Origin of the sequence: Streptomyces sp. HP-A2021 (assembly GCF_022807935.1) — a bacterium.
GTDB lineage: Bacteria > Actinomycetota > Actinomycetes > Streptomycetales > Streptomycetaceae > Streptomyces > Streptomyces afghaniensis.
This window is the reverse complement of sequence record NZ_CP094344.1, coordinates 6,649,544-6,672,912: the sequence shown is the minus strand read 5'-3', so window position 1 is coordinate 6,672,912 and position 23,369 is coordinate 6,649,544. Positions and strand designations below refer to the sequence as shown.

At 71.3% G+C, this 23,369-nt stretch carries 22 protein-coding genes and 1 pseudogene; 12 read left to right on the top strand and 11 right to left on the bottom strand.

Translation table 11 applies throughout. From position 1 onward, the window contains the following. Positions 1-120 precede the first annotated feature (120 nt). From MQE23_RS30175 to MQE23_RS30160, 4 genes are read left to right on the top strand one after another with little or no spacing between them, the layout of a single operon-like run. On the top strand, positions 121-1,095 hold the full coding sequence (locus tag MQE23_RS30175) for a metal ABC transporter substrate-binding protein (protein ID WP_037669687.1): 975 nt from the start codon (positions 121-123) through the stop codon (positions 1,093-1,095). Positions 1,096-1,115: 20 nt separating this feature from the next. After that, the gene (locus MQE23_RS30170; RefSeq protein WP_243380787.1) at positions 1,116-1,883 is read left to right on the top strand and encodes a metal ABC transporter ATP-binding protein; all 768 of its coding nucleotides are present in this window, start codon (positions 1,116-1,118) and stop codon (positions 1,881-1,883) included. Next, positions 1,883-2,785, top strand: a complete 903-nt coding sequence (locus MQE23_RS30165; RefSeq protein ID WP_037669706.1) for a metal ABC transporter permease — start codon at positions 1,883-1,885, stop codon at positions 2,783-2,785. The genes MQE23_RS30170 and MQE23_RS30165 overlap by 1 nt, the downstream gene beginning before the upstream one ends. A 58-nt stretch (positions 2,786-2,843) precedes the next feature. Further along, positions 2,844-3,263: a transcriptional repressor gene (locus MQE23_RS30160; RefSeq protein ID WP_037669688.1), complete on the top strand. Its 420-nt coding sequence runs from the start codon at positions 2,844-2,846 to the stop codon at positions 3,261-3,263. 90 nt (positions 3,264-3,353) lie between these two features. On the opposite strand, the gene MQE23_RS30155 is transcribed toward MQE23_RS30160, so the two are convergent. From MQE23_RS30155 to MQE23_RS30140, 4 genes are read right to left on the bottom strand one after another with little or no spacing between them, the layout of a single operon-like run. Continuing rightward, complete coding sequence (locus tag MQE23_RS30155; protein ID WP_243380786.1) at positions 3,354-4,187, bottom strand: isoprenyl transferase; 834 nt, start codon at positions 4,185-4,187, stop codon at positions 3,354-3,356. A 34-nt stretch (positions 4,188-4,221) separates the two neighbouring features. After that, complete coding sequence (recO, locus tag MQE23_RS30150) at positions 4,222-4,968, bottom strand: DNA repair protein RecO (RefSeq protein ID WP_020273157.1); 747 nt, start codon at positions 4,966-4,968, stop codon at positions 4,222-4,224. Positions 4,969-4,994: 26 nt separating this feature from the next. Then, positions 4,995-5,210, bottom strand: a complete 216-nt coding sequence (locus tag MQE23_RS30145) for a hypothetical protein (RefSeq protein WP_020273158.1) — start codon at positions 5,208-5,210, stop codon at positions 4,995-4,997. Next, on the bottom strand, positions 5,207-5,413 hold the full coding sequence (locus MQE23_RS30140) for a hypothetical protein (RefSeq protein WP_243380785.1): 207 nt from the start codon (positions 5,411-5,413) through the stop codon (positions 5,207-5,209). The genes MQE23_RS30145 and MQE23_RS30140 overlap by 4 nt, the downstream gene beginning before the upstream one ends. A 190-nt stretch (positions 5,414-5,603) precedes the next feature. On the opposite strand from MQE23_RS30140, the gene MQE23_RS30135 reads away from it, so the two are divergent. Both MQE23_RS30135 and MQE23_RS30130 read left to right on the top strand, forming a co-directional pair. Then, on the top strand, positions 5,604-6,083 hold the full coding sequence (locus MQE23_RS30135) for a GNAT family N-acetyltransferase (RefSeq protein ID WP_243382812.1): 480 nt from the start codon (positions 5,604-5,606) through the stop codon (positions 6,081-6,083). 66 nt (positions 6,084-6,149) lie between these two features. Further along, on the top strand, positions 6,150-7,631 hold the full coding sequence (locus MQE23_RS30130) for an alpha/beta hydrolase (RefSeq protein ID WP_243380784.1): 1,482 nt from the start codon (positions 6,150-6,152) through the stop codon (positions 7,629-7,631). Between the two features lie 2 nt (positions 7,632-7,633). On the opposite strand, the pseudogene MQE23_RS30125 reads toward MQE23_RS30130, so the two are convergent. Together MQE23_RS30125 and MQE23_RS30120 are read right to left on the bottom strand one after the other, a co-directional pair. Next, positions 7,634-7,801: pseudogene (locus MQE23_RS30125) on the bottom strand (abortive phage infection protein); the annotation flags it as partial. 101 nt (positions 7,802-7,902) lie between these two features. Further along, positions 7,903-8,349 (bottom strand): hypothetical protein, encoded by a 447-nt coding sequence (locus MQE23_RS30120; protein WP_037669708.1) that lies wholly within the window; start codon positions 8,347-8,349, stop codon positions 7,903-7,905. Between the two features lie 204 nt (positions 8,350-8,553). Between MQE23_RS30120 and MQE23_RS30115 the strand changes: the two genes are divergently transcribed. The 5 genes from MQE23_RS30115 to MQE23_RS30095 are packed head-to-tail and all read left to right on the top strand — an operon-like array spanning position 8,554 to position 15,157. Then, positions 8,554-10,185 (top strand): ABC transporter substrate-binding protein, encoded by a 1,632-nt coding sequence (locus tag MQE23_RS30115; RefSeq protein ID WP_243380783.1) that lies wholly within the window; start codon positions 8,554-8,556, stop codon positions 10,183-10,185. Positions 10,186-10,189: 4 nt separating this feature from the next. Next, on the top strand, positions 10,190-11,152 hold the full coding sequence (locus MQE23_RS30110; RefSeq protein ID WP_020273165.1) for an ABC transporter permease: 963 nt from the start codon (positions 10,190-10,192) through the stop codon (positions 11,150-11,152). Positions 11,153-11,160: 8 nt separating this feature from the next. Then, positions 11,161-13,137 (top strand): dipeptide/oligopeptide/nickel ABC transporter permease/ATP-binding protein, encoded by a 1,977-nt coding sequence (locus MQE23_RS30105; protein WP_037669710.1) that lies wholly within the window; start codon positions 11,161-11,163, stop codon positions 13,135-13,137. Further along, positions 13,134-14,162, top strand: coding sequence for an ABC transporter ATP-binding protein (locus MQE23_RS30100; protein WP_243380782.1), 1,029 nt, complete (start codon positions 13,134-13,136; stop codon positions 14,160-14,162). Before MQE23_RS30105 ends, MQE23_RS30100 begins: the two co-directional genes overlap by 4 nt. After that, positions 14,159-15,157: a dihydrodipicolinate synthase family protein gene (locus MQE23_RS30095; protein WP_243380781.1), complete on the top strand. Its 999-nt coding sequence runs from the start codon at positions 14,159-14,161 to the stop codon at positions 15,155-15,157. The genes MQE23_RS30100 and MQE23_RS30095 overlap by 4 nt, the downstream gene beginning before the upstream one ends. On the opposite strand, the gene MQE23_RS30090 is transcribed toward MQE23_RS30095, so the two are convergent. From MQE23_RS30090 to leuA, 5 genes are all read right to left on the bottom strand, one after another. Then, a complete protein-coding gene (locus MQE23_RS30090) occupies positions 15,121-15,783 on the bottom strand; it encodes a response regulator transcription factor (protein WP_020273170.1) in 663 nt (220 codons plus the stop codon). The two genes, MQE23_RS30095 and MQE23_RS30090, sit on opposite strands and share 37 nt — an antisense overlap. Beyond that, a complete protein-coding gene (locus tag MQE23_RS30085) occupies positions 15,780-17,048 on the bottom strand; it encodes a histidine kinase (RefSeq protein WP_243380780.1) in 1,269 nt (422 codons plus the stop codon). The genes MQE23_RS30090 and MQE23_RS30085 overlap by 4 nt, the downstream gene beginning before the upstream one ends. Before the next feature lie 61 nt (positions 17,049-17,109). After that, positions 17,110-19,194, bottom strand: a complete 2,085-nt coding sequence (locus MQE23_RS30080) for an MMPL family transporter (RefSeq protein ID WP_243380779.1) — start codon at positions 19,192-19,194, stop codon at positions 17,110-17,112. 170 nt (positions 19,195-19,364) lie between these two features. Further along, on the bottom strand, positions 19,365-20,063 hold the full coding sequence (locus tag MQE23_RS30075) for a TerB family tellurite resistance protein (protein ID WP_020273173.1): 699 nt from the start codon (positions 20,061-20,063) through the stop codon (positions 19,365-19,367). 186 nt (positions 20,064-20,249) lie between these two features. Then, positions 20,250-21,971, bottom strand: coding sequence for a 2-isopropylmalate synthase (gene leuA, locus MQE23_RS30070; RefSeq protein ID WP_243380778.1), 1,722 nt, complete (start codon positions 21,969-21,971; stop codon positions 20,250-20,252). Between the two features lie 321 nt (positions 21,972-22,292). On the opposite strand from leuA, the gene MQE23_RS30065 reads away from it, so the two are divergent. Then, positions 22,293-23,354, top strand: a complete 1,062-nt coding sequence (locus MQE23_RS30065) for a M4 family metallopeptidase (protein WP_037669694.1) — start codon at positions 22,293-22,295, stop codon at positions 23,352-23,354. The last annotated feature ends 15 nt before the right edge of the window (positions 23,355-23,369 follow it).

Sequence of the window (23,369 nt, the reverse complement as noted above, 5' to 3'; positions counted from 1 at the left end):
ACCGGCGGGGGCGCCCCCTCAATCAAATCGCTCCCCCCTCGGCGACCGCCAGGCCCCCTCGCGGATCCCGCTCAGCCGGTTTGTTGACAACGGTTTCCATATTTGTTGAAAATGAGTGTCATGAACGTACGACGACGCCTCATATCCGCCACCGCGGTCACCGCGGCCACCGCTCTCGGCCTCGGTGCTCTCTCCGCCTGCTCCAGCGACAGCGCGGCGAAGGGCAACACGGACAAGTTCGACGTCGTCGCCTCGTTCTACCCGATGGCGTTCCTCGCCGAGCAGATCGGCGGCGACCACGCGAACGTCACCAGTCTGACCGAGCCCGGCCAGGAGCCGCACGACCTGGAGATCAGCACCAAGCAGCGGGCACAGCTCGAAGAGGCCGACGCGGCGCTCTACCTCAAGGGCCTCCAGCCCGCCGTCGACGAGGCGGTCTCGCAGACCGGCATCAAGACGAAGATCGACGCGGCCGGCCTGACCACCCTCGAGGACCACGGCAACACCGAGCACGACCACGCGGGCGAGGAAGGCCACGCCGAGGAGGAGGGGCACTCCGAGGAGGAGGAGCACGCCCGCGACCCCCACATCTGGCTGGACCCGGTGAAGTACGCCGAGGTCGCCCAGGGCGTCGGCAAGGCCTTCGAGAAGGCCGACCCGGACCACGCCGCCGACTACAAGAAGAACACCGCGGCCCTGGTCGAGAAGCTGAACGGCCTCAACGGCGAGTTCGAGACCGGCCTGAAGGACACCAAGACCAAGGTCTTCTTCACCAACCACGCCGCCTTCGGCTACCTCGCCGAGCGCTACGGCCTCACCCAGGAGGCCATCTCCGGCCTCGACCCCGAGAGCGAGCCCAGCGCCGCCCGGGTCAAGGAGCTCCAGCAGGAGGCCAAGGCCGACGGCGTCACCACCGTCTTCTACGAGACACTGGTCTCCGACAAGACCGCGAAGACCCTCGCCAAGGACGCGAAGCTCAAGACGGACGTCCTCGACCCGCTCGAGGGCATCACCGACAAGTCCCGCGGCGACGACTACTTCCAGGTCATGGAAGCCAACCTCAAGGCCCTTCAGACGGCCCTGGGAGCCAAGTGATCGACCCATCGGAGGACGGCATGACCGAGCCCGTCGTATCCCTGCGCGGCGTCCGCGCCGACCTCGGCTCGCGCCCCGTCCTGCGCGGCATCGACCTCACCGTGCGCCACGGTGAGGTCGTCGCGCTGCTCGGCGCGAACGGCTCCGGCAAGTCCACGGCCGTACGCAGCATCATCGGCCAGGTGCAGACCGGCGCCGGCGAGATCCGGCTGTTCGGCACGGACCGCAGGCGGTTCCGCGACTGGCACCGCGTGGGCTACGTCCCGCAGCGCACCACGGCCGCCGGCGGGGTGCCCGCCACGGTGACCGAGGTGGTCTCCTCGGGCCGCCTGTCCCGGGCCCGCTTCGGCGTGCTGCGCAAGGCGGACCACGCGGCCGTGCGCGCGGCCCTGGAGCTCGTCGGCATGGCGGACCGGGCCAAGGACTCGGTCAACGCCCTCTCGGGCGGCCAGCACCAGCGCGTCCTGATAGCCCGCGCGCTCGCCTCCGAGCCGGAACTGCTGATCATGGACGAGCCGATGGCCGGCGTCGACCTGGCCAGCCAGGAGGTCCTCGCGCACACGCTGCGCGAGCAGGTCTCGCAGGGCACGACCGTGCTGCTGGTGCTGCACGAACTGGGCCCCCTGGAGCCCCTCATCGACCGGGCGGTCGTCCTGCGCGACGGCTGCGTCGTGCACGACGGGCCGCCCCCCAAGGCGGTCGGGCAGCACGCCCTGCCCGGCCACGACCACGTACACCCGCACGCACCCGCGGGCCACGAACCGATCCGCACGGGACTGCTGAGCTGATGGAGATCCTCGACTACGCCTTCATGCAGCGGGCGCTGCTCGCCGCCGTCCTGGTCGGCATCACGGCCCCCGCGGTGGGCATCTACCTGGTCCAGCGCCGCCAGGCCCTGATGGGCGACGGCATCGGACATGTGGCGATGACCGGCGTCGGCCTCGGCTTCCTGCTGACCTGGTCCCCGGTGTGGATGGCGACCCTCGTCTCGGTCATCGGCGCGGTGCTCATGGAGCTGATCCGCTGGTACGGCAGGACCCGCGGCGACATCGCCCTCGCGATGCTGTTCTACGGCGGCATGGCCGGTGGTGTGATGTTCATCAACCTCGCGCCGACGGGCTCCAACGCCAATCTGACGTCGTACCTCTTCGGCTCCCTGTCGACGGTGTCCGAGTCGGACGTCACGGCCATCTGCATTCTGGCCGCCTTCGTCGTCCTGGTCACCCTCGGCCTGCGCCGGCAGCTGTTCGCCGTCAGCCAGGACGAGGAGTTCGCCCGGGTGACGGGCCTGCCGGTGCGCGCCCTGAACCTGCTGACGGCGATCACCGCGGCCGTCACGGTGACGGTGGCGATGCGCGTGGTCGGCCTGCTCCTGGTCAGCGCGCTGATGGTGGTGCCCGTCGCAGCCGCCCAGCAGATCGGCCGCAGCTTCGCCGCGACCTTCGTGATCGCCGTGGCCATCGGGGTGAGCGTGACGATCGGCGGGACCGTCACGTCGTACTACCAGGACGTGCCTCCCGGTGCGACGATCGTACTGCTGACCATCGGCGCCTTCGTCGTGCTGACGGCGCTGGCGACTCCGCTGGCCCGCCGCCGCGCCCGCGCCAGGAACGCCGCGGATCCCGCTCACGACCCTGCCGAGTGCGCGATTCCGGCCACCCGGGAGCCGGCCGACGAAGTCGGCGTCTGACCGCCCCCACCCCGGGCTGGCACAATGGCCCGGGCAAGGCAGACGTGAGGAGGCAACGGTGACGACCGCTGGACCGTCCGTGAAGGGCCGCGCCACCAGGCAGCGTGCCGCCGTGGCGGCGGCCCTGGACGAGGTCGACGAGTTCCGCAGCGCGCAGGAACTGCACGACATGCTCAAGCACAAGGGCGACTCGGTCGGGCTCACCACGGTCTACCGCACCCTGCAGTCCCTCGCCGACGCCGGCGAGGTCGACGTCCTGCGCACGGCCGAGGGCGAGTCCGTCTACCGCCGCTGCTCCACCGACGACCATCACCACCACCTGGTGTGCCGCGGCTGCGGCAAGGCCGTCGAGGTGGAGGGCCCGGCCGTGGAGAAGTGGGCGGAGGCCATCGCCGCCGAGCACGGCTTCGTGAACGTGGCCCACACGGTGGAGATCTTCGGCACGTGCGCGGACTGCGCGAAGGCCTCCGGCGGTTGAGCCGCTGTTCGCCGTGGGGGTGAGACCCGCATCCCGGGTGCGGGTCCACCGTGGCCGGTCGCGCAGTTCCCCGCGCCCCTGAGTGCGGGACTACTCCTGCTTGCCTTCCATGGCCAGCAGCTCCTCGTTCGGGATGGCGCCGCCGAAGCGGCGGTCCCGCGAGGCGAACTCCAGGCACGCCCGCCACAGGTCGCGGCGGTCGAAGTCCGGCCACAGCACGTCCTGGAAGACCATCTCGGCGTACGCGCTCTGCCAGAGCAGGTAGTTGGAGGTGCGCTGCTCACCGCTCGGACGCAGGAACAGGTCCACGTCCGGCATGTCCGGGTAGTACATGTACTTCGCGAAGGTCTTCTCGTTGACCTTCGAGGGGTCGAGCTTGCCGCTCTTCACGTCTTCCGCGAGCGCCTTGGCCGCGTCCGCGATCTCGGCCCGGCCCCCGTAGTTCATGCAGAAGTACAGGGTCAGCCGGTCGTTGCCCTTGGTCTGCTCCTGGGCGATCTGGAGCTCCTTGGCGACCGAGCGCCACAGCTTGGGCATACGGCCCACCCAGCGCACCCGGATGCCCAGCTCGTCGAGCTGGTCGCGGGTCTTGCGGATGAAGTCCCGGTTGAAGTTCATCAGGAAGCGCACCTCTTCCGGCGACCGCTTCCAGTTCTCGGTGGAGAAGGCGTACAGGGAGATGGCGCCCACGCCCATCTCGACGGCGCCCTGGAGCACGTCGAGCACCCGCTCGGCGCCGACCTTGTGCCCCTCGGTGCGCGGCAGGCCCCGCTCCTTCGCCCACCGCCCGTTGCCGTCCATGACGATCGCCACATGCTGCGGTACGAGCTCCCCGGGGAGCTTCGGCGGCCGCGCGCCGGACGGGTGCGGCTCCGGCGTCCTGTACTCCCGGCGCTGCCGCCCCAGGATCCCGCGTACGGCCATGTGTTTCTCGTCTCCTCGTGCTTGCTTGCTTCGCTTACTTCTCGACGTAGCGCAGGGAGCGCAGCCCGCGCTCCATGTGCCAGTGCAGATACGCGGACACCAGCCCGCTGCCCTCCCGGACGTACCGCGCCTCGCAGGCGTCCGCGGTCTCCCAGTCTCCCGTAAGCAGCGCGCCGAGGAGTTCCAGGGCCTGGGGCGAGGGTACGACGCTGCCGGGCACCCGGCAGTCCACGCAGACGGAACCGCCCGAGGCGACCGAGAAGAACCGGTTGGGCCCGGGCATGCCGCACTTCGCGCAGTCGGTGAAGCTCGGGGCGTAGCCGTTGACGGCGAGGGACCGGAGCAGGAACGCGTCCAGCACGAGATGCGGCGCGTGCTCCCCGCGGGCGAGGGTCCGCAGCCCGCCGACGAGCAGCAGGTACTGCTGCACGGCCGGCTCGCCCTCGTGGTCGGTGAACCGCTCGGCGGTCTCCAGCATGGCCGTGCCCGCGGTGTACCGCGCGTAGTCGCTGACGATCCCGCCCCCGTACGGGGCGATGGTCTCGCTCTGCGTGCACAGCGGCAGCCCGCGTCCGACCAGTTCGCTGCCCTTGGCGAAGAACTGCACGTCGACGTGGGAGAAGGGTTCGAGGCGCGCACCGAACTTCGACTTCGTCCGGCGCACGCCCCTGGCCACCGCCCGTACCCGTCCGTGACCGCGGGTGAGCAGCGTGATGATCCGGTCCGCCTCACCCAGCTTCTGGGTGCGCAGCACGATGCCGTCGTCGCGGAACAGACTCATGGCGCCATTCTCGCAGGGTCATGGCGTCAAGGGACCTCGCCCCTGCTGCGGGCGTTGGCGTACGCCGTCGCCGCGCGCAGCCGCTCGGCCGGGGTGGCGTGCCGGACGGCGGCGGGATCGGCGTCCCACTCCTTGCCGCCCCCGTACGGCCTCAGCTGTACGTAGGGCCCCTCATGCCCCATGACGATGCCGATGCGGCCGCTGCGGGTGTCCACGACGTACGCGCCGACCGGGGGCTTCATCGCGGCACCGCCGCGAGCCGCCGGGCGGTCCGAACGGAACACCGGCCCGATTCCACGAGCGGACAGGGTACGTCCCGCACAAGATTCACCGGGTGAAGTCCCGGTGACGGCTGGATAATTCCGCCCTTGGCGAGTTCTGCCCGCAATTCTTTCACCGCATCCTCCGCTTCTTCGACGCAGAGCGCCGAGTGTCGTGCCTCCACCGTGCTCCCCTTCCTTTCGGAGTTTCACTCTTCGCATCCCTGCGATGACTCTCCGCGCCTACACTCGGGAAGGGTCTGTGCCGTACAACTGCGGGGCGGCACAAAGGGGTTCGGGCATGATCGAGCCGTGGACACGAATACGGGGACGAAAAAGACCGAGCCCGGCCGGCGTACGGACCTGGAATGGTCGCTGCGGGCCGCGGAACCGGCCGATGTCGAGGCAATTGCGGAACTGCGGGCGGTGGTGATGCGCCCGGATCTGGAAAGGCTGGGCCGCTACGACGCGCACCGGGTCCGGCAGCGCCTGCGGGACGGCTTCCGCCCCGAGCACACGTCGGTCGTCCTCGTGGCCGGCGCCTTCGCGGGCAGTGCCGCCCTGCGCCCGTCGGAGGACGGCCACTGGCTGGAGCACTTCTATCTCGCCCCGGCCGTCCAGGGCCGAGGCCTCGGCTCCGCTGTCCTCCGCACCCTGCTGAGCGGAACGGACGCCACCGGCACGGCCGTCCGCCTCAACGTCCTCCGGGGCAGCCCGGCCCGGCGCCTCTACGAACGCCACGGCTTCACGGTGGAGACCCAGGACCCGACGGACGTCTTCATGCTCCGCATCCCGCCCCGGACGGCTCCCCAGCACGAATCCGCGCCCGTCGTCACTTCGTCCAGTAGGGGGTAAACCCCCGGCGGAATCCGGGAGTTGACCGGATGTGGGGCGGGGCCGGGGGGGCACCGTGATCGGCTCATGGACAAGAAGCAGATCACGCGTCACGCCTCACTCGCCGCGGCCTCCGCCGTCCTGCTCGGGCTCGCCGTCCCGCTGACCGCGTCCGCCGACACCACCGAGCCGCTGCGGTGGTCCGCCTGCCGGGGCAGCGGCCTCGACCCCAGACAGCGGTGCGCCACCGTCGAGGTCCCGATGGACTACTCCGACCCGGACGGGCGGACCATCGAGATCGCCGTCTCCCGCATTCCGAGCGAGAAGCCCTCGGCCCGCCGCGGCGCGCTGTTACTCATCCCCGGCGGCCCGGGCGGGGACAGCCTCTCCGACCCCTCCGGCAAGGGGCAGAAGCTGCCGCAGAAGGTGCGTGACGCCTACGACCTCATCGGCTTCGCGCCGCGCGGCATGGCGCCTTCCACCGCCGTCGACTGCAAGCTCGACCCCGCCGACCTCGGCAGGACCAAGTTCCTGCCCTGGCCCGCCCCGGACGGTTCCGTCGCCGAGAACATGGCCACCGCGCGGCGCGTCACCGAGGCCTGCGGCCGCAACGGCGGTGAGCTGATCCGGCACATCAGCACCGCCAACGAGGCCCGCGACCTCGACCGCGTCCGGGCCGCGCTCGGGGAACCCGAGATCTCCGCGTGGGGCGACTCGTACGGCACGTACGTCGGCGCCGTCTACGGCCAGTTGTTCCCCGACCGCACCGACCGCATCGTGCTGGACAGCAACAACGACCCCGACCCCACCCGGGTGACCCGCGGCTGGCTCGCCGCCTTCGAGACCGGCGTCGAGGACAACTTCCCGGAGTTCGCCACGTGGGCGTCCCGGCCGGGGAATCCGTACCGGCTGGCGCGTACCGCCGCCGAGGTGCGCTCCGGCTTCCTGCGCCTCGCCGCGCGGCTGGACCGCGAGCCCCTCCCCTGGCCCGGCGCCAACCCGGACCGGCTGGACGGCAACGTACTGCGTCAGACCATGCTGACCAGCCTCTACGACCCCGACGACTACCCGGTCCTGGCCCGGACGATCCTGGCCGCCCGCAAGGGAACCGTGCCGCCCGTGCCCGAGTCCCCGCCCGAGTCGGTGATCCAGAACGTCGCCGCGATCACTGTCGGCACCATGTGCAACGACATCGACTGGCCGGACTCCGCCGCCGCGTACCAGAAGGACGTCCACGAGAGCCGGGCGAAGTACCCGCTCACGGCGGGCATGCCGCGCGGGCCGATGGTGTGCGCCGCCCTGCCGTACGAGCCGGGGGAACCGCCCGTGCGGATCACCGACCGCGGGCCGTCCAACGTGCTGCTCGTGCAGAACGAGCGGGATGTCGCCACCCCGCTCAGCGGCGCGCTGAAACTCCGGCAGGCGCTCGGCGACCGGGCCGTCATGGTCACCGTGAACTCCACCGGCCACGGCGCCTTCCTCGACAACGGCAACGCCTGCGGCGACCGGACCGTCTCCCGCTTCCTGGCCACCGGGAAGCGGCCCGGATCCGACCTCTCCTGCGCGTGACGTCAGCGGTGGCCCGCCGCCCCGTATCGGCGGGCCACCGCGTGGAACGCCTCCTTCGGCTCCCAGTGCCAGCCGGAGGCGGGGTCGTCCGGGCGGTGCGGGGCGTCCGCGCTGATGAACTCTAAGATCATCGCCGCGTACAGGCCCATCGGCTCGAAGACGTCCTGGACGCGTTACCGTTCACTGTGCCGAGCCGGCGCCAGTCCCCGCTGTCGGCCGTCGGTCTACGGCGGCGCGACCAAGGTATGAGGCGCCGCGCCGAAGGAGAGGCTCATCCCTCGCCGAACCGGCGTACGTACCGCCGCTGCCAGGGCGTTTCCACCGCATGCCGGTCGTAGTGCCGGCGCACGTACGCCACCGCCTCCTCGCCGGGCACGCCGTCCAGGACCGCGAGGCAGGCCAGGGCCGTGCCCGTGCGGCCACGTCCTCCGCCGCAGGCGATCTCCACGCGCTCTCCGGCGGCCCGCTCCCAGGCATCGGCCAGCACCTCGCGGGCGGCTGCCCGGTCCGACGGGAGGCGGAAGTCGGGCCAGCGGATCCAGCGCGCCTCCCAGGGGACCTCGGGCGGCCGCCGGCCGAGCAGGTAGACACCGTAGGAGGGAAGGGGCGCGCCGGGGTCCATGGGGTGGCGGAGGCCTCGCCCCCGCATCAACCGGCCGGAAGGCAGTCTCAGGACGCCGGCGTCACTCTCACTCCACAGCTCAGTCACGTCCCTCATCATGCCTGCCCTGACAAGACGTCAACTCACGTCCCTCACCGGCGTCATTGGTCCGACCTGTGGCAGATACGCCATTCGTGTGCGATCTCTTGACCGCCCCCACGGCCCCTCTTATGGTCGCGCTGACCGCCGGACGTAGGACGTCGTATCTCCGCAGCTCACCCTCCCCCTGTCTCCTTTCCAGACCTCTCGCTGGAGGACCCCGTGCGCGACGTGACCCACGACGTGCCGGCGCCGCACCGCCGGACGTTCCTGAAGTACACCGGCGCGCTGGGCGCGGCCGCCGCCGTCTCCGCGTCGCTGTCTGCCTGTTCGTCCGGGCCGGAGTCCACGAACGACACCGGTGGCGGCGGCAGCGGCGCGAACCGGACGCTGACCGCCGTGATCGGCTACGGCAACGACGGCAGCTGGGACCCCACCCAGACGGCGTCCGCGTTCTGCATGGCCGCGAACAACCACATCTACGAGGGCCTGCTCGACACCGACCCGATCTCCCGCGAGCCGTACGCGGCCCTGGCGACCGAGGTGCCGAAGGACCCGGGCGGCACGTCCTGGACGCTCACGCTGCGGGCCGGGGCGAAGTTCCACGACGGCAAGCCCGTGACCGCCGACGACGTGGTCTTCGTCTTCGAGCGGATCCTCGACCCGGACACCCAGACCCTCGCCAAGGGCTTCTTCGCGAGCTGGCTGAAGGAGGTCCGGAAGATCGACGCGCGGACCGTGGAGCTGGTGCTCAAGTTCCCGTTCCCGGACGGTCTCGCGCGGCTGGCCCTCGCCAAGATCATGCCGAAGCACGTGTTCTCGCAGCCGGGCGCCTGGGACGACGCCATCAAGGGCAAGGCGATCGGCTCGGGACCGTACCGGCAGACCGCGCACCACCCGAAGTCGAACACGACCTTCGAGGCGTTCGACGACTACAACGGCCCGCGCAAGCCGGCCTTCCGGAAGATGAACTGGCTGACGATCGTGGACGCGGCCCCCCGCGTCGCGAAGATCTCGGGGTCGAGCGCGGGCGCGCAGATCGCGGACAACATCCCGTACGCCAACATCGCGCAGTTGGAGAGCAGTGGACTGACAGTCGCCGGCGGGGCCGGGATGAACAACCTGTTCCTGATGTTCAACACCCAGCACAAGCCCTTCGACGACGTGCGCGTACGCCAGGCCCTGCACTACGCCATCGACACCGAGAAGATGGTGGAGGTCGCGCTCAAGGGCCACGGGAAGCCGTCGAGTTCCTTCCTCGACGAGAGCAACCCGTCCTACCGCCGGGCGAAGACCGTGTACGACTACGACCCGGACAAGGCGAAGGCGCTGCTGAAGGAGGCCGGGGTCAAGGGGTTGAGCATCGACATCCTCGCGGTGAACGTGAGCTGGATCGTCGACTGCCTGCCGACCATCAAGGCGTCCTGGGACGCGATCGGCGTGAAGACGACCCTGTCCCCGCAGGAGACGACGGCCGTGTTCACGAAGATGGACCAGAAGCAGGACTACCAGGTCGTCGCCGCCGCCTCGAATCCCAACCAGTTCGGCCTCGACGCCGACCTGATCATGCACTACAACTACGGGCCCGAGAACCTGTGGATGCAGTACACGCGGTGGGCCGGCGACCCCGTCGCCAAGGCGCTCTTCAGGGACATGGACCGGGCCACCCGGGAGCCGGACCCGGAGAAGAAGAAGGCGATGGTCCAGGACTACATCGACGTCGTCGCCGAACAGGCCGTGCTCTACCCGGTCGTCCACAACGAGCTGATGACGGCCTGGGACCCGAAGCGGCTCAGCGGCATAAGGGCACAGCCCTACCCGGGCATCAACCTCCTCCAGGCCAAGTGGGCCTAGCGGCATGACCGCAGTCCTGCGCATCCTGCTCCGCCGCGTCGCCCTGCTCGTGCCGCTGATGCTCGGCATCGTGCTGTTCGTCTTCCTGGTGATGCGCTTCTCGGACGTCGACCCGGCGTCCGCGTTCTTCCAGGGCGCCAACCCGACCCCGCAGCAACTGCACGACTTCCGCGAGGAACACGGCCTGCTCGACCCGCTGCCCGTGCGCTACGCCGACTTCGTCGCCGACCTGCTCCACGGCGACCTGGGCACCAGCGCGCTGACCCGGGCGCCGGTGATCGACCAGGTCACCACCGCACTGCCGCTCACCCTCCAGCTGACGTTCCTGGGCCTGGGCGTCGCGGTCGTGCTGTCCCTCGTGGGCGGCGTGACCGCGGCGATCTACCGGGACCGGCTGCCCGACCAGATCATCCGGGTCGTGTCGCTGACCGGTGTCGCGGCGCCCGGCTTCTGGCTGGCGCTGCTGATGATCCAGTACCTGGCGGTCGACCTGGGCTGGTTCCCGACCGGCGGCTACATCAACCCGGCCGACTCGTTCACCGGCTGGCTGAAGACCATGACGCTCCCCGCCCTCGCCCTCTCCCTGCCGGTGGCTGCGCAGCTGACCCGGATCGTGCGGACGGCCGTGGTGGAGGAACTGGACAAGGACTACGTACGGACGGCGATCGGCAGCGGGCTGCCGCCGCGCGTGGTGGTCGGGCGGAACGTGCTGCGGAACGCGCTCATCAACCCGCTCACCGTGCTCGGGCTGCGCGTCGGCTATCTGCTGGGCGGCGCGGTCGTCATCGAGACGATCTTCTCGCTGCCCGGCATGGGCAAGCTGATGATCGACGCCGTGAAGAACGGCGATCCGGCCGTCGTCCAGGGCGTCGTCCTGACCACGGCGGCCGGGTTCGTCGTCGTGAACCTCGTCATCGACGTCCTCTACCTGCTGGTCAACCCGCGACTGAGGGATGCGACCACGTGATGACCCGCATGATGACCCGAAAGAGCCTCACCGAGGCGCTGTCCCGGCCCGGCCTGCGGCTGCGCGGCTGGCGCCGGCTGCCGCTGCTGTCGAAGGCCGCCGTCTGCTTCCTGGCGGTCGTCGTGCTGCTGGCGCTGCTCGCCCCGCTGCTCGCCCCGCACGACCCGCTCGACCAGCAGCCGCCCGTCGACGGCACCGGGCATCCCTCCGCCGGGCACTGGATGGGCCAGGACAGCCTCGGCCGGGACATCCTCAGCCGGCTGATGTACGGGGCGCGCTGGTCGCTCGCGATCGGGCTCGGCGCCACCGGCCTGGCACTGGTGGCCGGGGCGCTGCTCGGGGCGATCGCCGCGACCTCCCGCAAGGCGGTGGACGAGACGCTGATGCGCTGCCTGGACGTCGTCATGGCGTTCCCGGGCATCGCGCTCGCCGCCGTGCTGGTGGCGGTGTTCGGCGGTGGCATCACGGTGCTGATCTGCGCGATCGCGTTCCTGTTCACGCCGCCGGTGGCCCGGGTCGTCCGGGCGAACGTCCTCGACCAGTACGGCGAGGACTACGTGACGGCGGAACGGGTGATTGGTGCCCGGACCCCGCACATCGTGCTGAAGCACGTGGCGATCAACTGTGCCGCGCCCGTGCTGGTGTTCTGCACGGTGCAGGTCGCCGAGGCGATCGTCTTCGAGGCGTCGCTGTCCTTCATCGGAGCGGGCGTACGGCCGCCCGACCCGTCCTGGGGCAGTGTCATCGCGGACGGCAAGAACATGGTGCTGACCGGCGGCTGGTGGGCGACCGTGTTCCCCGGCCTGCTGATGCTGGTCACCGTGCTGTCGCTGAACATCCTGTCCGAGGGGGTGTCCGACGCGTGGGCGGCCCCGTCGGCGCGGGAGGTGGAGGTCCCCGAGGACGACGACCGCCTCCAGGCGCCGGAGCCCGGCAGCGGGGAGATCGTGCAGCTGCCCGGCCTGACGGAGGCGGCCCGGCGGCTGCGGGCCCGGGCCCGTCATCTGCCCCGCGACGGGCAGCCGGTGCTCGCGGTGGAGAACCTCGCCATCGGCTTCGACCAGCGGCACGGCGGCGTGGACATCGTGGACGGCATCAGCTTCGAGGTGCATCCCGGTGAAGTCCTGGGCCTGGTCGGCGAGTCGGGCTGCGGCAAGTCGCTGACCGCCCTCGCGGTCATGGGCCTCCAGCCGAAGGGGGCGCGCGTCGGCGGCCAGGTCCGGTTCGGCGGGCGCGACCTGCTCGCCGAACCGATGCGCGTACGCCGCAGGCTCCTGGGCCACGAGATGGCGATGATCTACCAGGACGCGCTGTCGTCGCTGAACCCGGCCATGACGATCCGCGCCCAGCTGAAGCAGGTCGTCCGGCGCGGCGGGCGGCGCGAACCCGCCGAGTTGCTGACGATGGTCGGCCTCGACCCCGAGCGCACCCTGCGCAGCTACCCGCACGAACTGTCCGGCGGGCAGCGGCAGCGCGTCCTGATCGCCATGGCCCTGTCCCGCGACCCGAAGCTGATCGTCGCCGACGAGCCGACGACCGCACTCGACGTGACCGTGCAGGCCCAGGTCATAGAGCTGCTGCTGCGGCTGCGCGAGGAGCTCGGCTTCGCGCTGATCCTCGTCTCGCACGACCTGGCGCTGGTCGCCGACGTCACCGACCGGGTGGCGGTGATGTACGGCGGGCAGATCGTCGAGATCGGCGTGACCGCCGACCTGGTGGAGGCCCCGGCCCACCACTACACGCGCGGCCTGCTCGGCAGCGTGCTGTCGCTGGAGTCGGCGCAGGAGCGGATGACCCAGATCAAGGGAGTCGTGCCGTCCCCGGCCGACTTCCCGGCCGGGTGCCGGTTCGCCGACCGGTGCCCGCGCGCGAGCGGGGTCTGCCGCACGACGGCCCCGGCCCTGACCGGTACGCCGGCGCACACGGCGGCCTGCCATCACCCGGCCATAGAGCCGGCAACCACCGAGACCGAGGCGGTGTCATGAACGCACAGCCCGCTCTCGTGGAGCTGTCCGACGCGCATGTGGTGCACAAGGCCCGCAGCGGCGGCCTGTTCACCCGCGACCGGGTGTACGCCCTGACCGGAGCCGACCTGGCGATCGCGCCCGGCGAGACCGTCGGCGTGGTGGGCGAGTCGGGCTGCGGGAAGTCGACCCTGGCGAAGGTGCTGGTGGGGGTGGAGCGGCCGGCGCGGGGCACGGTGTCGTTCCGGGGCCGCGACCTGTGGGCGATGCCTCCCGCCGAACGCCGCCGGGCCGTCGGCAGCAGCACCGGCATGATCTTCCAGGACCCGTCGACCGCCCTGAACCGCCGCCTGACCGTACGGCAGATCCTGCGGGACCCGCTGGACGTGCACGACCGGGGTACGAGAGCCCGACGCGAGGATCGGGTGCGCGAGTTGATGTCCCTGGTCGGCCTCCCCCGGGCCCTCGCCGACGCCCTGCCGGGCCAGTTGTCGGGCGGCCAGCGACAGCGCGTCGCCATCGCCCGGGCGCTGGCGCTCGACCCGGACCTGGTCGTGGCGGACGAGCCGACGAGCGCCCTGGACGTGTCGGTCCGCGCCCAGATCCTCAATCTGCTGCTGGACCTGAAGGAACGCCTGGGCCTGGCCCTGGTGTTCGTCTCGCACGACATCCAGACCGTCCGGCGGATGAGCGACCGCGTGATCACCATGTACCTGGGCCGGATCGTCGAGGAGTCCCCGGCCGCGCTGGTCACCGACCGGGCCCGGCACCCGTACACCCGCGCCCTGTTCTCCGCCACGCCCGGCCTGCTCGACCCGATCGACCCGATCCCGCTGGCCGGCCCGGTCCCGTCGGCGACGCGCCCGCCGAGCGGCTGCCCGTTCCGCACGCGCTGCTGGAAGGCGGACGGGACGTGCGCGGAGGCGATGCCGGACTTCTCGGCCGCGTCGGCCCCCGCGCACCGCTTCCGCTGCCACCATCCTGTCCAGGAGGACGAGTCGACCCGCGAGCTCGCCCTCCGGAGCGACCCGATGGAGGCCCCATGACGTTCACCCCGCTGACCGGTGTCATCCCGCCCGTCTGCACGCCCCTGACACCGGACCGCGAGGTGGACGTCCCCTCGCTGCTCAGGCTGGTCGACCATCTGGTGGACGGCGGAGTGCAGGGCCTGTTCGTGCTCGGCTCGACCTCGGAGGCGGCGTATCTGACGGACGCGCAGCGCAGACTGGTGGTCGAGTCGGTCGCGGCCCACGTGGGCGGGCAGCTCCCGGTGCTGGCCGGGGCGATCGACATGACGACGGCCCGGGTCCTGGACCACGTCACGGCGGTGACGGCGGCGGGCGCGGACGCGGTCGTCGTCACCGCCCCGTTCTACGCCCGCACCCACCCGGCGGAGATCACCCGGCACTACCGCGCGGTCGCCGCCGCGAGCCCGGTCCCGGTCGTCGCCTACGACATCCCCGTCGCCGTCCACACGAAGCTGCCCGCGGACGTGGTCCTGGAGCTGGCCGCCGACGGTGTCCTGGCCGCGCTCAAGGACTCCAGCGGCGATCTGGCCGCCTTCCGCCAGGTCGTGACCGGTGCCCGAGCCCAGGGCATCTCCGGCTTCAGCGTGCTGACCGGCTCCGAGCTGATCGTGGACGCAGCGCTCGCGGTCGGCGCGGACGGCACCGTGCCCGGCCTCGGCAACGTCGACCCGCACGGCTACGTCCGCCTGGACCGCCTGTGCCGCGCCGGGGAGTGGGAGCAGGCCCGTGCCGAACAGGAGCGGCTGTGCGCCCTCTTCGGCCTGGTCGGCGTCGGAGACCCGGCCCGCATGGGCCCCGGCTCCTCGGCGATCGGCGCCTTCAAGGCCGCGCTGCACCTGCGGGGCGTGATCGACTGCCCGGCCACGGCGGAGCCGCAGGTGCCGTTGTCGCAGGGCGAGGTGGAGCGGGTCGGGACGTACCTGACGGCGGCCGGGCTGCTCCAGAGCTCGCCGCCCGGACCGTGCCTGCCCGCCCGTCAGACGCTCCCCGGCGTCACCAGCCCCGACTCGTAGGCGACGATGACCAGCTGCGCCCGGTCCCGGGCCGCCAGCTTGCCCATGATGCGGCTGACGTGGGTCTTCGCGGTCAGCGGGCTCAGCCCCAACGCCTCGGCTATCTCGGTGTTGTTGAGGCCGCGCGCGACCAGCGCCAGCACCTCCCGCTCACGGCCGGACAGACACTCCGGCCCGCCGGTCTCCGGTGCCGAGGGGCTGCGCAGGAACCGCTCGATCAGCCGTGCCGTGGGCCCCGGCGACAGCAGGGACTCCCCGGCCGCGACCGTACGGATGGCGTCGAGGAGTTCGGCCGGCCTGGTGTCCTTCACCAGGAACCCGGAGGCGCCGGCGCGCAGGGCGTCCACGATGTTCTCGTCGGTGTCGTACGTGGTGAGGACCAGGACGCGGACGCCCGCGAGGTCCTCGTCGGCCGCGATGAGCCGGGTCGCCTCGATGCCGTCCAGGTCGGGCATGCGGATGTCCATCACCACGAGGTCGGCCCGCTCGCTGCGGGCCAGTCGCACGGCCTGCCGGCCGGTGGCGGCCTGGCCGACGACCTCCATGTCCCGGGCCGACTCCACGAGCATCGCGAACGCCTCCCGTACCAGGGTCTGGTCGTCCGCGAGCAGCACTCTGATGGTCATCCGGTCCCCTCCCCCACGGTTCCCGTCCCCGTGGTCCCCGTCCCCGTCTTCGTCAGCGGCAGGACGGCGGTCACCTCGAAGCCGCCGTCCGCACGCGGACCGGCGTCGAGTGTGCCACCCACGGTGCGGGCCCGCTCGCGCATTCCGACGAGTCCGAAGCCCGGGGTGCCGCCCGGGGCCGGTCCCGTGCCGTCGTCGCTGACCGACAGGTGCAGGGCGCCCTCCCGTTCCACCAGGTCGACACGGACGGCCGGTTCTGGTCCCGCGTGCCGTACGGCGTTGGTCAGCGCCTCCTGCACGATGCGGTAGGCGGCGGCGCCGACGGCTGGTGGTGCCTGCCGTATCCGTACGGTCTGCTCGACCCGGGCACCGGCGAGCCGCGCGGCCTCCGCCAGGTCGGGCAGACCGTCGAGGCCGGGCAGCGGACCGCGGGCGTCCGGGGAATCGTGTTCGCGCAGCACCTCCAGCGTCGTGCGGAGTTCGCCGCGGGCGCCGCGGCAGGTCTCGGCGATGTCGTCCAGCGCCTTGGCCACCGTCTCCCGGTCGAGCCGCTCGGGGTCGGCGGACAGCACGTGGGCGGCGACCGAGGTCTGCACGCCGATGAGGGTGATGCTGTGCGCGAGCAGGTCGTGCAGGTCCCGGGCGATCCGCAGCCGCTCCTCGGCGACCCGCCGCCGGGCCTCCTCCTCGCGGGTGCGTTCGGCACGTTCGGCGCGTTCCACGATGGAGGCGACGTACTGGCGGTAGAAGCGCACGTCGACGCCGAGGAACAGCACGGCGACGACCCAGCCGGATGCCTTCAGCAGCCCCAGCGCCTCGTGGGCGCTGATGGTGAGCATCACGCTCACCGACAGGGTGATGACGCCGATGCCGACCAGGACGGTGCGCAGCGGCCGGCCGGTGACGGCGACCGTGTAGAGGGCGACGTACGCGGCCTGGGTGGCCGCGGTGTGCGTGTACTCGAGGAAGTGGTAGGGGACGACGCAGGCCACCACGGCGAGCAGGACGAGCACGGGACTGCGGCGGCGCCACACCAGCGGCACGTGCGAGACGAGCAGCAGGGCCCAGCCGAGCGCGTCGGGCCTGCGGCCGTCGTCGACGAACAGCCCGAGGGCGACGGAGAGCCCGGCCGTCAGAACGGCGAGCAGCGCGTCGTTGCGGACGGCGTGCGGGGCGGTCAGGGGGTCGCGGTTGATCGCGGCCATGATCCGCTCGGCGGGACGCGACCAGCTCGCGGACGGGGTGGGTTGCTGCACGGGCATCATCCTCGGTGAGGAAGGCGTCCCTCCGGGAGGGAGGGACGCCTGATCGATCAGCGGCACCCCGCTACGCCGGGCTGCGCACCCGCCCCGGCTCAGCGACAGCGGGCAGTTCCGGAGCCCGGGAGAGCCGCCCCGGCCACCACACCCGCCGCCGCAACAGCACACTCGCCGTGGTCACCAGATACGTCCGCACAAGGAACGTATCGAGCAGCACCCCGACCGCGATGACGAACCCCAGCTCGACGAGCCCGACCATCGGCAAGGTCGTCAGCACGGCGAACGTCGCCGCCAGCACGACACCCGCGGAAGCGATGACCCCACCGGTCGTACGCAACGCGGTAAGAGCCGCAGCCTCCGGCTCGACCCCCTTCACGGACTCCTCCCGCATCCGGTGCATCAGGAAGATGCCGTAGTCGACCCCCAGGGCGACCAGGAACACGAACGACAGCAGCCCCAGCCCGGGATCCGTCCCGCCGAACCCGAGCACCGGCTCGAACACCAGCCCCCCGATCCCGAGAGCCGCACCCCACACGGCCACCACAGCCGCCAGCAGCAGCAACGGCGCGACGAGACTGCGCAACAGCCCGACCAGGATGACGAACACGGCGCCCAGCACCAGCGGCACGATCACCTTCCGGTCCCGGGACTCACTGTCGGCCAGATCGATCTGCTGCGCACTGGGCCCGCCGACATAGGCGCCCTCGGGGTCGAGCCCGGCCCGCAGGGCCTCGATGGTGCGAGTCTCGGCCGGTGTCTCCGGCGGCGCGGTGGCGAAGACGGCGATCTCGGTCCAGCCCGACCCGCTGCGTCCCGCGACCGCCTCGGCGACCCCGTCGGTCGCCCGGGCCCGGTCCAGGACCTCCGCGGCCTTGCCGGCGGGGGCGATCACGGTCACGGGCCGGCTGCTGCGCTCCGGATACTCCCGCGCCAGCGTCTGCATCGCGGTGATCGACTCGGGCCGCTCCGTGAAGGAGTCCTCCTGCTTGATGCTGCCGGACAGGTTCAGCGTGCCGAGCGCCAGCGCACCGAGCAGGACGCCTCCACCGACGAGCACGGCGGCGGGCCGTCGCGTCGCCGAGGTCCCCATCGCGGCGAACAGCGACCGGCGGACCTTGGGCTCACTGCCGAACGCCGGGATCAGCGGCCAGAAGACCCGTCGCCCGAGCAGCACCAGCACCGCGGGCAGCAGCGTCGTCATGGCCACCAGCGCCGCGAGCACCCCGACCATGCCGACCGGCCCCATGCCGCTGCTGCTGTTGAGGTCCGCGGCGAGCAGGCACAGCAGCCCGGCCGCGACGGTCCCCGAGGAGGCGAGGACGGCCGGTCCGCATCCGCGCAGGGCAGCGCTCATGGCGTCGTACGGCCGCTCGTGGCGGCGCAGTTCCTCGCGGTAGCGGGAGATGAGCAGCAGCGCGTAGTCGGTGCCGGCGCCGAGGACGAGCACGGTCATCACGCCGCCGCTCTGGCCGGTGACGGTGACGTCGAACAGTTCGTGGAGTCCGTACCCGGCGGCCATCGACACGGCGGCGGCGACGCCCGCGACGGCGAGCGGCACCAGCCACAGGAAGGGGCTGCGGTAGATGAGGACGAGCAGGACGGTGACGACACCGAGGGTGGCGAGCAGCAGTGTGGCGTCGAGCGTCTCGAACACCTTGTTCATGTCGGTGTTCAGCGCCCCCGGCCCGCCGACCTCGACGCTCAGTCCGCCCCCGTCCTCGGCGATGTCCCGCACGCCGTCGACGAAGGCGTCGCGGGCCTCCGCGTCCTGGCCCGGCTGGGTACTGGAGACCGGGTACATCAGGGTGGATCCGTCCTTCGACGGGGCGCCCCGCGGCTCACCCGCCAGGTCGTAGGCGCCGCGCACCTCGGCGATCTGCTCGGCGGCCGTGCGACGGTCGGCGTCGGTCAGCCCGCCGCCGCGGTGGTACACGAGCACCAGGTCGGTCGACTCGCCGCCCGGCAACTCGTCCTGGATGCGCGCCACCTGGGTCGAGTCGGCGCTGTCGGGCAGGTAGTCGACCGCGCGGTTCTGCTGGATGCCGGCGAACTTCCCGGCGAGCGGTCCGAGCACCACGAGCGCGGCGAGCCACAGACCGACCACCGCCCAGGGCACGGCCCGCCGCCGTGCGGTGTTCCTTGTGTCCCCCACTGTTCGGGCTCCCTCCGGTCCGGGTGTCTGGAACGGTCTCCAGACTCCCGGCGCGCGGGGGCCGATTCGTCGGGCCCGAGGCCGAGTCGGGGGTTACTGCGCGGGGCGGTACGGGCGGCGGATTACTCCCCGGGGAGTAACGGCCGGGGGTACCCGGCAGGGGCGCTGCGCTACGACGGCGTACGCGCAGCCGCCGTCATCACCCGTGTCACGTCGTCCGAGCAGATGGTGAGCGCCGCCCCCACCGTCGTGAGCACGTCCCGCTCGGCCGGTGTGTACGGCCCGTCCGCCAGGGCGATACGCGCGCCCTGGAGCAGGACCGATTCGCGGCCGACCGTGGCGAGGTGCGGGGCGAGCGGGTCCAGCGCCTCGTGCAGCTCTATGGCCAGCCCCGCACCGCAGGGCTCCCCGGTGATCCGGCCGGTGTCCGCCTCCAGCGCCTCCACGAGGGCGACCAGCTGTTTCTCCGTGCAGTCGTCGAAGCCGGCCGCGCGCACGGCGAGCACCGCGGCCTCCAGCGCCGTACGGGAACCGGTGCCGCCCGCGGCCAGCACGGCGAGGGCGACGGTGTGCACGGCGTCGCGGAGCATCGCGGAGAAGCGGGTGGTGGTCGGATGGTCGAGGACGTCCGTGCCGAAGTGGCGGCGGCAGGCGGCGCACTCCACGACCGGGCCGGTCTCGCCGCGCGACAGCACGGGCAGGCCCAGCAGGGTGAAGCGGCGTTGTCCGGTCAGCCGCTGGTAGTTGCGGTCGCCGCCGCAGCCGGGGCAGAAGAACTCCCCGTCACCGGTGGGCGTCCACGCGGTACGGGTGCCCAGGATGCTCGAAAGCCTGGCGGCATGGCCGTTTCGTCCCCGTCCTGGCAGCACGTCGCACCTCCGTCACGCCGCACGGCAGCGTCGCCGCGCTTGCGTGATGTTAGCCACATCCGTGAGGAGGAGTCAGTACCCCGGAGGAGACCTTTCCGTGACCCTCACAGGGATTGGCCGGTATGCGACGGGGCTCCGCCCGCCGGACATCAGCGGACGGAGCCCTCAAACCGCCTGCAGGGCTGGTCAGCGCGTTGCGCGGTTGACGGCCGAGACGACCGCCTTCAGCGAGGCCCGCGTGGTGTTCGCGTCGATTCCGATCCCCCACAGGACCTTGTCGTCGATCGCGCACTCGATGTAGGAGGCGGCCTGCGCGGAGGCGCCCTCGCTCATCGTGTGCTCCTGGTAGTCCAGCAGGCGTACGTCGATGCCGACGGACTGGAGGGCGTCGAAGAAGGCTGAGATCGGACCGTTGCCGGAGCCGGTCAGGACGGTGTCCTGGCCGTCGACCGTGGCCTCCACCGTCAGCGTGTCCACGCCGTCCGTGTCGGTCGTCGACTGGTTGTTCTTGACCTGGATCCGGCCCCACGGGTTCTCGGGGTTGGGCAGGTACTCGTCCCGGAAGGCCGCCCAGATGTCCTTCGGCGTGACCTCACCGCCCTCGGCGTCCGTCTTCGCCTGGATGATCTTCGAGAACTCGATCTGCATCCGGCGGGGCAGTTCCAGCTTGTGGTCGTTCTTCAGGACGTACGCGATGCCGCCCTTGCCGGACTGCGAGTTGACCCGGATGACCGCCTCGTAGGAGCGGCCGACGTCCTTCGGGTCGATGGGCAGGTACGGCACGGCCCACTCGATGTCGTCGACGGTGACGCCCTTGGCCTTCGCGTCGGCCTCCATGGCGTCGAAGCCCTTCTTGATGGCGTCCTGGTGGGAGCCGGAGAAGGACGTGTAGACCAGGTCGCCCACGTACGGGTGGCGCGGGTGGACCTCCATCTGGTTGCAGTACTCCCACGTGCGACGGATCTCGTCGATGTCGGAGAAGTCGATCTGCGGGTCGACGCCCTGGGAGAAGAGGTTCATGCCCAGGGTGACCAGGTCGACGTTGCCGGTGCGCTCGCCCTGCCCGAACAGGCAGCCCTCGACGCGGTCGGCGCCGGCCATCAGGGCCAGCTCGGCGGCGGCGACGGCCGTGCCGCGGTCGTTGTGCGGATGGATGGACAGGCAGACGTGCTCGCGGCGGGACAGGTTGCGGCCCATCCACTCGAAGCGGTCCGCGTGGGTCGAGGGGGTCGAACGCTCCACCGTGGCGGGCAGGTTGAGGATGATCTCGCGGCCCGGGCCGGGCTGCCAGACGTCCATGACGGCCTCGCAGACCTCCAGCGCGAAGTCCAGCTCGGTGTCGGTGAAGATCTCGGGGCTGTACTGGTAGCCGAACTCGGTCTCCGGGCCCAGCAGCTTCTCCGCGTACTCCATGACCAGCCGCGTGCCGTCGACGGCGATCTGCTTGATGTCGTCCTTGGAACCCCGGAAGACGACCCGGCGGAAGACGGGGGCGGTGGCGTTGTAGAGGTGGACGGTCGCGCGCTTGGCGCCCTTCAGCGACTCCACCGTGCGCTCGATCAGGTCCTCGCGGGCCTGGGTCAGCACCGAGATGGTGACGTCGTCCGGGATGGCCCCCGGCTCCTCGATGATCGACCGTACGAAGTCGAAGTCCGTCTGGCCCGACGCCGGGAAGCCGACCTCGATCTCCTTGTAGCCCATCTTGACCAGCAGGTCGAACATCGCGCGCTTGCGGGCGGGCGACATGGGGTCGATCAGGGCCTGGTTGCCGTCACGCAGGTCCGTGGAGAGCCAGCGGGGGGCGGTGGTGATGCGCTGGTCCGGCCAGGTGCGGTCCGGGATGTCGACCTGCTCGTAGCGGCCGTACTTGTGGATCGGCATGGAACTGGGCTGCTGGCGGTTCGCCATGATGCGGGGGCTCCTCAGAGGGTGTCCGGAAGGACGGCCGACGACGCAGCACCAAGCTCCGCGGGGAGGGAGTCGGCCTCGACTACAGGCCCTCGCCGCGGCAGCTAAGGAGAAGCAGCCCGAAACGCATGATGCGCAGCATGCTAGCCGAGGCCCTCCGGGTGCGCGGGTCCGTATCAGTATGCGGGACCGGGCGCGCATACGGGACAAAAAGTGCGCTATACCACTTCGCCACGGAGCGTGAGGGCCCTTGTCCCCGTATTTCACCAATCATGGTGGCGACTAGTGACAGCCTCGTCACGCAGTGCAAGGGTGCCGGGCATGACGACTCACGGGGGCTTCGAGCCCGTCTTCTGCACCATCGTTCCGCCCCATGTCCTCGACAAGCTCGCCCAGGCCGAGGACCCCGCGCTCGCCGGACCCGCCCGCCGCACCCTGCAGCGCGACGCCTTCGAGCGCACCCAGCGCCGCCTCACCACGGTCATCGGCGCCACCGCCGTCGCCGCGGTCGCCGACGGCAAGCCGCAGCGCACGGTGCACGACGCCCGGCACGGCACCGACCTGCCCGGCCACAAGGTCCGCGGCGAGGGCGACAAGCCCGGCAAGGACGCCACCGTCAACCGCGCCTACGCCGGTCTCGGCGCCACCTTCGAGCTGCTCCTGAAGGCGTACCGGCGCGACTCGATCGACGGCGACGGCCTCCCGCTGAAGGCGACGGTGCACTACGACCGCGACTACAACAACGCCTTCTGGAACGGCGAGCAGATGGTGTTCGGCGACGGGGACGGAGAGATCTTCCTCGACTTCACCATCCCGATCGACGTCATCGGCCACGAACTGGTCCACGGCGTCACGCAGTACACGGCCAACCTCACCTACTTCGGCCAGCCCGGCGCGCTGAACGAGTCCGTGTCGGACGTCTTCGGCTCGCTCATCAAGCAGTACACGCTCGGCCAGACCGCCGCCGAGGCCGACTGGCTGATCGGCGCGGGCCTGCTCGCCCCGCGGGTGACGGGAAAGGCGCTGCGCTCCATGAAGGAGCCGGGCACGGCGTACGACGACGACGTCCTGGGCAAGGACCCGCAGCCGGCCACGATGGACGACTTCGTGCGCACCGGCCGCGACAACGGCGGTGTCCACATCAACTCGGGCATCCCGAACCACGCCTTCTACCTGGCGGCCACGGCCCTCGGCGGCCACGCCTGGGAGCGCGCGGGGCTGATCTGGTACGACGTGCTGACCGGCGGCGAACTGAAGCAGCAGGCCATGTTCGCCGACTTCGCCACGCTCACCGTCAAGGCCGCGCGGGAGCGGTTCGGCGACGGGGAGGAGCTGGACGCCGTGTCGAAGGCCTGGGAGCAGGTCGGGGTGCGGACCCTGTAGTTCCGTACTAGACAG